The organism is Vagococcus sp. WN80Y, assembly GCF_059621045.1.
This window is the reverse complement of record NZ_JCAQHY010000106.1, coordinates 1-12,773: the sequence shown is the minus strand read 5'-3', so window position 1 is coordinate 12,773 and position 12,773 is coordinate 1. Positions and strand designations below refer to the sequence as shown.

At 36.8% G+C, this 12,773-nt stretch carries 7 protein-coding genes, 1 pseudogene and 1 other annotated feature; of the genes and pseudogenes, 5 read left to right on the top strand and 3 right to left on the bottom strand.

Annotated elements, in window-relative coordinates:
- Positions 1 to 119: 119 nt before the first annotated feature.
- Positions 120 to 869, bottom strand: coding sequence for a MurR/RpiR family transcriptional regulator (locus AC5KOD_RS03935; protein WP_496913231.1), 750 nt, complete (start codon positions 867 to 869; stop codon positions 120 to 122).
- 181 nt (positions 870 to 1,050) lie between these two features.
- Here AC5KOD_RS03935 and AC5KOD_RS03930 point away from each other — a divergent pair, with 181 nt between their 5' ends.
- Positions 1,051 to 1,716, top strand: coding sequence for a hypothetical protein (locus AC5KOD_RS03930; RefSeq protein ID WP_496913230.1), 666 nt, complete (start codon positions 1,051 to 1,053; stop codon positions 1,714 to 1,716).
- Between the two features lie 781 nt (positions 1,717 to 2,497).
- Positions 2,498 to 2,740, top strand: a binding site (T-box leader).
- Positions 2,741 to 2,861: 121 nt separating this feature from the next.
- A complete protein-coding gene (locus AC5KOD_RS03925; protein WP_496913229.1) occupies positions 2,862 to 3,890 on the top strand; it encodes a 3-deoxy-7-phosphoheptulonate synthase in 1,029 nt (342 codons plus the stop codon).
- 135 nt (positions 3,891 to 4,025) lie between these two features.
- Here the strand turns inward: AC5KOD_RS03925 and fabI are convergent, their stop codons facing one another.
- Together fabI and AC5KOD_RS03915 are read right to left on the bottom strand one after the other, a co-directional pair.
- Positions 4,026 to 4,784 (bottom strand): enoyl-ACP reductase FabI, encoded by a 759-nt coding sequence (gene fabI / locus AC5KOD_RS03920; RefSeq protein WP_496913228.1) that lies wholly within the window; start codon positions 4,782 to 4,784, stop codon positions 4,026 to 4,028.
- Between the two features lie 227 nt (positions 4,785 to 5,011).
- Positions 5,012 to 5,281, bottom strand: coding sequence for a hypothetical protein (locus AC5KOD_RS03915; protein ID WP_496913227.1), 270 nt, complete (start codon positions 5,279 to 5,281; stop codon positions 5,012 to 5,014).
- Between the two features lie 403 nt (positions 5,282 to 5,684).
- Between AC5KOD_RS03915 and AC5KOD_RS03910 the strand changes: the two genes are divergently transcribed.
- The 3 genes and pseudogenes from AC5KOD_RS03910 to AC5KOD_RS03900 all read left to right on the top strand — a co-directional run.
- Positions 5,685 to 6,077 carry a hypothetical protein gene (locus AC5KOD_RS03910; RefSeq protein ID WP_496913226.1) on the top strand — a complete coding sequence of 131 codons (393 nt, stop codon included), beginning with the start codon at positions 5,685 to 5,687 and terminating at the stop codon, positions 6,075 to 6,077.
- Positions 6,078 to 6,923: 846 nt separating this feature from the next.
- Complete coding sequence (locus AC5KOD_RS03905) at positions 6,924 to 11,645, top strand: BspA family leucine-rich repeat surface protein (RefSeq protein ID WP_496913225.1); 4,722 nt, start codon at positions 6,924 to 6,926, stop codon at positions 11,643 to 11,645.
- An 817-nt stretch (positions 11,646 to 12,462) separates the two neighbouring features.
- Positions 12,463 to 12,773, top strand: a pseudogene (locus AC5KOD_RS03900) (ECF transporter S component); the annotation flags it as partial.

Here is a 12,773-nt window from a genome sequence, read left to right as displayed (position 1 = left end):
TGTTTTGTCACTTTTATTTTAGCAAAGGTGTTCTTATTTTTGTACAAAAAAATAATCCAGATGCCAATCAATTTGACTGATATCTGGATTTTTCATTGGGACTTACGTCCCAAACTCTTTTACTCTTTTAAGTTAATTAATTTTCGCATCTCTTTGCCGATTAATTCAATCGTGTAGAGAGCGGGAAGTTGGGAAGTAATATTGGCATCTTGATAATGCTCTTTGTTGATGTAGTAAGGGATATTGGCATCTGAAAGCTTGGCAATCGTTGATTTTGCACTGTTTGTAATGGAGACAATTTTTGCGTTATGAAGTTTCAATTGATGAATATTTTTAATGATCTCTTTGTTTTCACCATCGACAGACACAATAAACAGGCAAAGCTTCTTGGAAACTTGATCTGATAGATAGTATAAAGGGTGATTGGCTAAGTCATCAATGTGAATGGACATCAAGAAAAGTGATGAAAAATAAAGTGAGCCGTACTGAGCCATTATTTTAGAAGCTCCCATACCAACAAAAATCGTTAATTCGGTGTCCTCTAATATCTGACAAACCTTATGGAGAGCCGCTTGAAATTCTGGTTGAGCCGTTCGAGTTAAAAAGTCTATATAAGTGGTTTCATCCGTATGGTCAATATGAGTGAGCTGTTGGTCTTTACGAAAGAGCTGTAGTTTAATCCGAAATTCAGAAAATCCCTGACAATTAAATTTACGACAGAAGCGTAAGATAGTGGTTGTACTATAGTGAACCTCATCAGCCAAATCTCTGATGCGCATATAAATAACTTTGTCGATATTGCTGGTAATATAGTTGTAAATGACCATTTCGGTTTCATTTAAATCAACCATTTCCTCTAAAAATAACATCTGATAGCCTCCATCAAAAGTGTTGTTTCGGTTATTTTATTCTTATAAAGTTTAACATGTAACAGGTTGTTACGCAAAAATAACGGGGCAATTTTGGGATTCAATTATTGAGCTAACTATGGTAGTCTAAAAGATAAGTAAATAAGAGATATTAGTATAAAGATTAAATAAGGAGTTTATAATGAAAAAACTAGGGATATTGGTCATTAGCTTTGTTTCGGTTATCGTGTTATTAATGGGGTGTGACGCAAGAACTGATAAACAGACAAAGCCGACAGTCACGACTGAAGCTGAGACGAATGAACTATTTATCAAAAAAATGGTAAGGACTGCCCATAAAAAATATCCAAATGCCTTAATAAACTACATCAGTGTGCAGGATGGGAAAACGGGGAACTGGCGTGGACAGATTAATCTAGCTGACTATGATGAGTTGACTCATGTGATTCTCTATTTTCCACATTCAGGCAATGAAATAAGAAAGAAAACCAACCCTTGGGATCAGTCTGATAGTGAGTTGGCCGAAGAAATTGGGGAGTTGAAAGAACGTCATCAACAGACTGGACTCTCACAAGAGCGGATTGTTCCAACTGATTATTATCGTAAAGAAATTCAAAAAGTACTGACGTTGAATGAGTTAGAACCGGCTAAGTCTTTGGAAATTGAGTTTTCATATAGTTTAGTGGACGAAGGTGTAAACGTACAATGTAGTTTTCAAGTGAAGATTGCCAAAAAGAAGCATGTCTTTGTGATGATGTTTGAGGACAAAGACTTAACAAATGTGATTTGCCAGACCTTAAAACTAAAGCCCGTTGAAGGGGTCGAGGTTTATGATGAGACTGATTAATTGCTAAGGAGTGCCAGAGATAAAGAGAGTGGTTTAGGTGAAGTAGTTAGTTGATTTTTGCACAACTATCTTAGGTTGGTTGTCTGAATCCTTAGTCTGATAGCATTTTCAAACGTGAATTGAGTCAATGAGTTCTGATTTGTGCAATGTTTGAACTAGTAAAAAAACCACTGGATTAGGTGTTATAATAGGGAGATAGCTTCTAGCTTTTACTGATAAGAGCTTAGTTGACTCATGGTGAGAATAGGCGTTATATAACGTAAATAACGGTAAAAAAACAGGGGTGCGTGATGATTTCACGCATTGCCGACGTTGTTCTTTTAAATCGAATAAGTAAGTCGTTTCAGTGTTATAAAATGCATGATACTATCACGCATGATTTGTGGTTTCTCCTTTTCAAAGATAATATCGGTTGATATTTTTTTCGTCTGTAAATACAGGAATATCAGTGACGGCAACACTAATTGGATAACAAATTGATCGGTGAAAAAACAGGGGTGCGTGATGGTTTCACGCATTGCCGACGTTGTTCTTTTAAATCGAATAAGTAAGTCGTTTCAGTGTGATAAAATGCGTGATAGTATCACGCACGATTTGTGGTTTCTCTTTTTCAAAGATAACAGTAAGTATGGCTTGAACAATCAGTATTTTGCTAGTTAATCTAGATTAAGAAGGCTACTAGTCTGGCAATAGTTGAAGGGAAATATAAATAAACGCGTTTTTATTGCGTTTACTCATTGACAAGTGTGGAATTATTGCATACAATTACATCTAATAACCAACAAAAGTCTTGATAAGAACTAGTAAGATACAGCTGTTAAACAGAAAGTTGCCGGTAGCTGAGAGGCGCGCAAACAGTTTTGTCTGAATTCCTCTTTGAACTTCGCACCGAATTAAGTAGGCTGCGACGGGAACAGCGCAGCCGTTATCATGCCAAGGTATCAACAGGTACCTATTAAGGTAGTTAATGGGAGTTAACTATAAACTAAGGTGGTAACACGGATCATACGGTCTCGTCCTTTTCATTGATGAAAAGTGCGAGGCCTTTTTTATTTTCTTTAAAAATGTATCAGCAGACTGAATGAGGGCTATCAGAAGACAGAAATTGAGTGGTTATAGATGAAAAATGAAGGGAAGTTAGACGTATGGGATTTAAACAATTAAGTAAGCCAATTGATTTTGAAGGAATTAATTCTTTATCAAAATTAACATCGGAACAAGAAGCAAAGAAGGCAATTAGAGATGAGGAATTGAAACATATTATTGAGGGCAAGGATCAGCGGATTTTATTAGTGATTGGCCCGTGTTCTGCTCATGAGGAAGAAGCAGTGATGGAGTATGTTCATCGTCTGGCAAAATTGCAAGAAAAAGTTGCTGACAAGGTGTTTATGGTGCCTCGTGTCTATACCAATAAGCCACGAACGAATGGTGATGGCTATAAAGGATTGCTACATCAACCAAATCCAGAGGGCGAAAGTAATTTGATTAAAGGGATTGCGGCGGTTCGGAGTCTACATAATCGAGTAATTAGTGAGACAGGGCTAACGACTGCTGATGAGATGTTGTATCCTGAAAATCTGGAGTTTGTGAATGACCTTGTGAGTTATATTGCAGTAGGCGCGCGTTCAGTGGAGGATCAACAGCATCGGTTTGTAGCCAGTGGCATTGATCAACCGACAGGAATGAAAAATCCGACGAGTGGCAATTTGAAGGTGCTATTTAATTCGCTATACGCAGCGCAGCAAAAGCAAGAATTTATTTTTAATGGGATAGAGGTTGAATCAAGCTCAAATCCGTTGGCTCATGCTGTATTACGGGGTGGCTTAAATGAGTTCGGCGAAATTATTCCCAATTATCACTATGAAGATTTACTGAAGGTGGTTAACTTTTATAAGGATGGCAACTTTAAAAATCCCTTTATTATGGTTGATACGAATCATGATAATTCTGGAAAACAGCACCAAGAGCAAATTCGGATTGTCAAAGAAACCTTGGAAAATCGTCGTTGGAATACGGATATGAAGACGTGGGTTCGTGGGTTTATGATTGAAAGCTTCTTGGAAGGCGGTCGTCAAGAAGCAGATGGTCAAGTCTTTGGTCAGTCAATTACCGATCCTTGTTTGAGTTGGGAAGATACAGAAGCGCTAGTGATGTATATCGCTGAAAATAGTTAGATAATGTGAGTGGTTATAATTGTAAGAAAAAACAAAAAGCTGTGCCAAGATTTCCCTTAGTAAGGGCATCTTGGCACAGTTTCTTTGTGAAAAAATACTTTGATTATCAAAGTATTAGGCTAAAAAAAACAATGATTAAGATAAATGAGTGCCTTTGTCAACATAAATTAAGTCGCCAGTCAGACCAGTAGATAAATCACTCATTAGGAAGGCAACAGTATTGCCGACTTCTTCTGTCGTGACTTGTTTGTTGGCTGGTGTTCTTTCAGCTGCTTCGTCAAGTAAATCTCTAAAGCCTTTGATCCCTGATGAAGCCAATGTTTTGATCGCACCTGATGATACGGCATTCACACGAATATCTTGTTGAGCTAGGTCAACTGCCAAGTAACGAACGGCTGCCTCTAATGATGCTTTTGCTAATCCCATGATATTGTAGTTATTAACAGCACGGCTTGATCCGATGTAAGTAAGAGTCGTGATACTGCCACCTTCGTTCATGTATTTGCGTGCTTCACGAGCAACGGCAATTAATGAAAATGAGCTAACATCATGAGCGATTTTGAAGCTATCTCTTGGGGCTTCAGTAATCTCACCTTCAAGGGCTTCTTTTGGTGCAAAGGCAATTGAATGAACAACGCCATCGATATTGCCAACTTTTTCGTGAATATTGGCAAAGGTAGTTGCCACTTCTTCATCGTTTGAGACATCACATTGAACCGTTAATTCAGATGGATCAATTAGCTTGTCTAGTTGTTTTTTGACACGATCATTTTGATAGGTGTAAATAATTTCTGCGCCACATTTTTTCATAGCAGTCGCACAACCCCAAGCAATGCTGGCTTTGTTTACAACGCCCATCAAGACGATTTTTTTTCCTTTTAGTAATGTTTCCACGTTTATCACGCTCCTTATATGTAAAGCTAATTTCTATTATACCTTGTGAAAGCTGATTTTAGAAGAAGAAGGCACAAAATCAACGAAAAAAGATGTGAAAAGGTTACTTTCACAAGGGAATTATTTAGGGTGTATAGCTTCAAAAATTAATAGGTTAAGTCTTGTTGGGATAGACGTTAAGAACTGACTTTATAGTGACTCTAAACGTGAAAAAACTAACCAATTGGTTAGTTAGTGGGGTCTGTAAAAATGGTTGAAAGAAAGAATTTATTAACAAGAAAAGCCAATCCGTATGAGATAAGTAAAATGGCCAAGCTTAGTAGAATAGACACGGTTAGTGAAGATGACGCAAAGAAAAGAGTTTCGACTAATTTACTTGCAATGTCGGAGCCAATAAAGCCAGAGATAAAATAATTATAGCTAATAATAATCAACAAAGAGTAGATAAAGACAAATAGCAAAACGACTACTATAGATAATTTCATTATTTTTTTCAAGATAAAATCTCCTTAACTATTTTTGTTTAATAATATACTATTAATGAAAATAAGTCCATGATTTTATGGTGAGGTTAAATAACTATTACTTAGAGAGAGGTGAGGCTAGATGAATTCATATCAAAAAATGCAAAAATAATTGTAAATAGAGATTAGCATCTTACTTCCTTTGTTCATATAATAAATATACAAGGATGGCTCATTTTCAGTAAACGGAGAGGAGGATTTGTTCAAAGGAGAGTCGTTAATAATGAAAGCATTGAAGCTATTGATTAGAAACGATGTAAAAATTAGTTATAGGGAAATTTGATTAAAGTATGCTTAGTTCAGAAACTAGAATTATTATAATGAATAAATGGTAATTAATGGTTGAACTGGGTCGTTTTAGGATGGGAGAGAAGAGATGAGAGTAGGAATTATTAGAAGTGAAAACGATATTCAGCGAATAGAATATCTTGGAGAATGCGAAGGTATTGTTATTTTAACAGACGATATTGTGAAAGGAGGCAGGTTGAACGAGGGAGTAGAGGATACTTTTGACACTACAACGGAATATGAGTACCTTAATGATCTGTACCAGCTATCTTTATCTGATGATGAGGTGAAGGGTGAGCAAACCTTTATTTCGATGGTTGACTTAAAAAGTAAAACAGTTCCTGTCGGTAGACCTGCAATTGAGCAAAGTTTAAAGGAGCGCATCTATCACCTGTATCAGGTTGAGAAAAAAACTATTCGCACTATTGCTGAGCTATGCCAAGTTTCTGTCGGTACGGCTCATAAATATGCAAAACTATAAATGAAATTTAATAATGATTTAATAGTGGAAAGGCTTATGTCAAAGAAGACAGGCCTTTTTGTCAACTAACTTAATAAAAAAAAGTTTTTTTGATTGATAAGCGGTTACTGTGTTAAAATAAACTATATGTATAGTGTTAATAATCATTATTTTCATTATTGACTATATTTTTTTGCTGAAATGTACATAAAGTTATGTTTGTGAACGGATAGGTATGAAAATTTCCAAATGGTTAATATACAACTCTTTTGATTGGGTAGTTATTTTATGCTGTTAAGTTTGTTTCTAAGAGTATTTCAATATCTTTTATATATTCTAGGTCAAATCCACCCCCTTTAATGAGTGCTTTTCTAAGATCTGGACTAGCTATGTATAGCTAGTCCTCATTTGCAAAAGTTATCCCAAGGCATAGAAAGCAAGTGAGTGTTATACCCATGTAAAGGCTAATGATTTTTTTCAAAAATTTTTCCTAAATGTTTTGATTACTACAAGTTTTTTCAGCCTAAAGAATTAATAAAACAATGTTGTTTTGAAAGGGATGTTTAAAAGGAAGTTCAATTTATGGGAAAGAATGATTTGAATATAGTTTAGGGAGAAAAACTAGTGAGAAATATTTTTATATAGAAATAGTAAAATTAGACAAACAAGTCGCTGAGTTATAAAAGGTAAACTTGTTATGAAGATTGGAGATAGTGACTAGGTGATAAATAGCGTAACTAAATCAGTAATAAGTGCGAATGTTAATTGGTGAAGCACAAGTAATGTGACAGATGTGATTATGTGGTAGCTTTAATAAGCATTATATTCTGTATAAAAAAGGTAATTAAAAAGTAAGGAGTGGTGTATATGAAAAAGTGGAGAGTATTAGGGTTAGCTGTCATTTCATTAATGATAGGAGGTATGGGAAATACTAGTAAGGCGGCGACAAACTATCCAAATGATTTGAATAAAACAAAGGATCAATTAGCTGAAGAAGAGGCGTTTGTTGATAATTATACAAAAACCGCACCTGAATTAATTGTAGCAGATGATGAGGTTCTGCCAGAAATTGGGATAAAGCCGATGAAAAGAACGCTATCTGATTTTCCAACAGTGAGTGACCAACGTCAGATGTGGGCCTGGCCTGTAAAAGATCAAGGGAGTCGTAATATTTGTTGGTCATATGCGACCTCTGCATTAGTTGAGGCGTATTCGCATACTCAGTTGGGCGAAGAGTACACATTGTCTGAGGATTATCTTGATTTTTTGATGGCCGACAACGCGTTAGGTGAAGGGGTCACCAATCCCTATCAATTACCTACTTATAGTAGACGAGTCAATACTGGCGGTGATAGTTCTCGTGTTTTTTATAATTTTACAAACAAACGAGGACCAGTTTTAGATAAGAACTTTTCGCGTAGCAATCGTGATTATGTGACTGAAAGTGAACTGGCACAGCCGGCAGAGCTATGGGTTCAAGATGGTGTATACATTCCTGTTGTTACGAACATAAAAGAGAAGGCCCAAAAAGATAATCGAATTTTAGCGCTTAAGGAGGCGATTACCAAGTACGGGGCTGCCAGTTTTCTTTTATCATCTAGCTATATTAATTCCGTTAATGCGACGATCTTCACTCCATCAACAGATGCGTATCATAATCATGAGGTCGTGTTGACTGGTTGGGATGATTCATATAGTAAAGATAATTTTAGTGAACGGGCAGGAGAAAAGCCGACGAGAGATGGCGCATTTATTGTTAGAAATAGTTGGGGAAGCACTAGAGGAGATAAAGGGTATTATTATGTCTCTTACGATGACCGTAATCTATTGATGGAACGATCGCTTTCGGTGCATAAAGCTAAAAAAGCAGATCCGCAAAAAGTGGATTATGTTCCTGCTGTAGTAACAGATAGCGATACAATTTATGGTAGTACATCAGGCTTCATTTCAGAGGACGTGTCAGTATACCCTTATGTCATGAATAGCATTTTTCAACTAGATGGAGAAGTGAATCAGGAAATCACCTCCATTAGTTACCGTTTTCCATGGCTATCTTATAACCATGAGCAGACACTTGCTGAGGATCAATTGATTTCATACGAAGTCTTTGTGGGTCCTAATGGTGAGACTCCAAAAGAGTTAAACAAAATGACACTAGTTGACAAAGGAGCCTTCTCAACAATTAGACAAACAAATAATGGGTTTGTTGAGTTTTCACTTGAAAAACCACTTGTGATTACTAATCAGTTTTCAGTTGCAATTAAACTGAAGCATCAGACTGAATCTACTAGACTTATGCATAAATCTATTGATGGTTATGTCCCTGGGACGAATCTTAAAACAATTAAATCGCAGATATATAGAGGCAAAACGCTACAAACTATTGATGAAATCTCTACACTACCAATTAAAGTTGAAACGAGAAAAAAGGGAAGTGTAGGAGTTTCTGCTACGTCACTAACTCTTAATCATAAGCAGTTAACATTAGGGAAGAATAGTCAAGAGAAGTTGACTGCAACGGTCCTACCAGAGACAGCCTTCAATCAAAGTATTAAGTGGATAAGTGATGATCCATCTGTAGCATCTGTTAATTCTACTGGAGTAGTTAAGGCGCTCAAAGAAGGTAAAACGGTTGTTCGAGGAAAATTAGATGGAGAAGAACTAGAGACCAGCTGTGTGATAACAGTTGGAAAGGAAAAGAAGCTCCAGCTAAAATTGGCAGATACTATTATTGAAAAAGGTGGATCATCAAATGTTAAAGCCTTTGTCGATGGTGAAGAGATCAAAACAGATATTAAGTGGAGTAGCAGTAATCCTAATAAGGTAACAGTCTCAGATAATGGAGAATTGACAGGGAAAATGGTAGCAGGTTCTGTCAATATAACTGCAACTAAGACAGGTTATCAATCAACCACTGAACAATTACTGATTGATGATCATGGAGCGACCTTTGATACGGCTACTAAAATTAGTGATAGAGTCAAGGATGAAGTTTTTGAGAAGACATACTCTAAAGATAACGATTATTTTGTTTTTACGGCCACTGAAACAGGTAGTTACAAATTTAAAGTCATGCTTGATAGTTATTCAAAAGTTGGATTAAAGATTTTTAATCAAGAAAAGCAGTATCTAAAATCATTTGTAACACCAAGCAATGTCTGGGGAAGTTCCCTTGAGTTTGAGTACGAATTGACTGCAGGACAGAATTATTATCTATTGGTAGATCCCGCTACTACTTATGTATCATCAGGAGAACTATCAATCAGGACACCGAGCGAAGTACCAGTCATGTGGCTAACCACGTCTCCAACAAAATTAATGGTGGGGATTAATCAACAAGAGCAGCTTTCTGCGACCGTTGTTCCTGAAAATGCTACAAATAAAACGGTTATATGGGTAAGTTTAAATCCGAGGATTGTGTCAGTTAATAGTCAAGGAGTTGTCACAGGGAAAGGGATAGGTACGACTAGTGTACTAGGTAAAACAGTAGATGGAAAAAAAGCATCAAGTAGCTCCATCTCGGTTGTCAATCAATTGATTGCACCAACAACCGTAACTATTAGTCCGAGTGACTCAATTCTTGAAGTCGGTGATACAACCAAATTAGTGACAACAATTGAACCAAATAATGCTTCCTCAAAAGAAGTGACATGGGAGAGCTCTGATACGAGCATCGCAACCATAAGTTTTCAAGGAGTGGTATCTGCAAAAGCACCAGGTCAGGTAACGATCACAGCTAGAACAGTTGCAGGTGGTAAAGTAGCGACAGCGAATGTGACAGTTAAGGAGCCGACGATTAAGCCGACAGATATTACAATAACTCCTTCTACTACGACAATTGAAGCAGGAAAAACACAGCAATTGACAGCAACAATTGAACCAAGTAATGCGAGTAATAAAAAAGTCAATTGGACGAGCTCAAATGACGAAGTAGCAAGTGTATCAGCTGAGGGAATGGTTAGTGCGAAACGAGCGGGTAAAGTCCAGATTATAGCCGAAACAGAAGAAGGAAAGCTTACGGCTGTGAGTCAAGTGACGGTGAATGAGTCAGAAGACTATACTGATGTGTACGGTACAGTACCATGGTCATGGAGTGAACGAACCAAGACCTTGACATTTAAAGGGGGAGAATTCCCGTCAACCGGTTCGTATGGAAATGGAAGTATTGCAACCAAAATAGAGAAATTGGAACAATTAAAAGGGAAAAAGATTCACAAAATAGTATTTACAGAGCCAGTCAAGGCCGCGGCAACATCTAGTTATTTATTTTATGGACTATCAGAAGTGAAAGAGATAGAGAATTTAGAAAAGTTAGATACGAGTGCAGTTGTTAATATGAGTAACATGTTTTATGGAATGAAGTCAGTGACAAGTCTGGATATAAGTAAGTGGAACACAAGCAAGGTTAAGAATATGCGAAGTATGTTTAGAGGAGCTCATTCATTAATGAGTTTGGATGTAAGCAAGTGGGATACAACTGTAGTAGCGGATATGGGGTTTATGTTTTATGAAGCCAGATTATTAACTAGCTTAAATCTGAGTAATTGGAATACTCGAAATGTAACCAAATGTGACTATATCTTTTCTGATGCTACGTTATTGGATGAGTTGATATTAGGCCAGAACTCAATTTTTTCAGAAGTAACTTCAATTGTAGAGAAAAATACGTATCCTTATAGCGGGAGTTGGGTAGGAGAAAAAACGAGCTATCGGTCCGGCAAAGAATTTTTAAGCCAATATGATGGAAGTCAGCCAGGAAGTTATAAACGAGCGAAGGCCGATGAGTATTATGGAACAGCTCCATGGACATGGAGTGAAGAAACCCAGACTTTGACATTTAAGGGAGGGGAATTCCCGTCAACCGGTTCATATGGAACTGGAAGTATCGCAACCAAAATAGAGAAATTGGAACAATTAAAAGGGAAAAAGATTCATAAAATAGTATTTACAGAGCCAGTCAAGGCTGTGGCAACATCTAGTTATTTATTTTATGGACTATCAGAATTGAAAGAGATAGAGAATTTAGAAAAGCTAGATACGAGCACAGTTGTGAATATGAGTAATATGTTTTATAGAACGAAGTCAGTGGTAAGTCTGGATGTAAGTAAGTGGAATACAAGCGAGGTCACAGATATGAGTGGTATGTTTAGTGAAGTAACGTCGCTGTCAAGTCTAGATGTGAGTAAGTGGGACACAGGCAAGGTTAAGAATATGCGAAGTATGTTTAGAGGAGCTCATTCATTAATGAGTTTGGATGTAAGCAAGTGGGATACAACTGTAGTAGCGGATATGGGGTTTATATTTTATGAAGCCAGATTATTAACTAGCTTAAATCTGAGTAATTGGAATACTCGAAATGTAACCAAATGTGACTATATGTTTTCTGATACTACGTTATTGGATGAGTTGATATTAGGTCAGAACTCAATTTTTTCAGAAGTAACTTCAATTGTAGAGAAAAATACGTATCCTTATAGTGGGAGTTGGGTAGGTGAAGGATTGGTGTATCAGTCTGGTAAAGAATTTTTAAGTCAATATGACGGAAGTAAACCGGGTAGTTATACGAGGGAAAAAGTAATGAAAGAGTAGCTAAAAATAAACAAATAATCAATTCAATATGATAGGATAGTGTGATAATTTGATTGTTTTTGATTTTAATAAGTGATTGTACACAAAAATAAGCATCAATAGTTTTCGCTAAGTAAAAAATACATGAGTGCTTTATCAACAAAATTAAATTATTTTAACCCACCCAAAATTCAACTTGGCACAATTCTTGCAATATAAAAGAGCCTCTCAAATTGGCGTATAACCAATAATTTGAGAGGCTCTTAATCATGTTATTTAATAATATACTTCTTGACTTAGTGTACCTATTCTCATACACTAGCAAAGAAAGCACTACCAAGACAATTAAATAAAAAAATTTATGGCGGATCGCATTCTACCAAAACAAAAACTAGAACACGATCCCTTGAAAATCAGCGTCAACTGACAATCAAGTTTGCCAATAGCTAGCAATTTCTCCTAGCACTGTTCATTGTACCTAATTTAAGCGCTTTTTTCTAGTTTTTTTGAAAAAAGATGATTAAAAACTTCTTTTATTTAGGTGACGGCAAACAGTTAACAGTCTTAGAGCACCTGCTATAAGGTTATTTAGTGACCCTTAAACCAACTATTGTAAACGACATTTGACAGTCCGTCTCATGCCGTTTTTTTTTGCATTTTCGGGGAAGTCTTGGTGGTGCTTTTGATTATTATTTTTCACGATTCAGCTTTTTATTGACTCAGCGTTTCGGTAATTAGATAACTCGTCAAGGTGATAAAGAGCATCACAATGCCGATTTCCTAAACTACTGTCAAAGCTCCCGAGTCAAAAAGCTTTCTAATTTCAGGAGGAACTTAAATGAAAAAAACAAAGCTACATTTGTCCGTCATGTCAGTCATGATGATTCCGATTGCCGTCGCTTTTAACGTCATCGGCGGTCAGCTCACGAACATGTTGAAACTCCCGTTTTATTTCGATACCGTCGGTACCATCTTAATGAGTTGCTTGGCGGGCCCGTGGCTAGGCAGTGGCACCGCCATTATCAGCACTTTATTTAATTCATTACTCCGCCCACAGGCTTTTCCTTTTGTTCTTTCAGCCATTGGGATTGCCCTAGTCGCAAGCCTCGCAAGTCGTCTCGGATTTTACCGAAACTGGGGTGGTAGTCT

Bases quoted from the DNA above. Each gene is read 5' to 3' on its own strand.
- AC5KOD_RS03935 (WP_496913231.1), bottom strand. From the start codon at position 869: ATGTTATTTTTAGAGGAAATGGTTGATTTAAATGAAACCGAAATGGTC.
- AC5KOD_RS03930 (WP_496913230.1), top strand. From the start codon at position 1,051: ATGAAAAAACTAGGGATATTGGTCATTAGCTTTGTTTCGGTTATCGTG.
- AC5KOD_RS03925 (WP_496913229.1), top strand. From the start codon at position 2,862: ATGGGATTTAAACAATTAAGTAAGCCAATTGATTTTGAAGGAATTAAT.
- AC5KOD_RS03910 (WP_496913226.1), top strand. From the start codon at position 5,685: ATGAGAGTAGGAATTATTAGAAGTGAAAACGATATTCAGCGAATAGAA.
- AC5KOD_RS03905 (WP_496913225.1), top strand. From the start codon at position 6,924: ATGAAAAAGTGGAGAGTATTAGGGTTAGCTGTCATTTCATTAATGATA.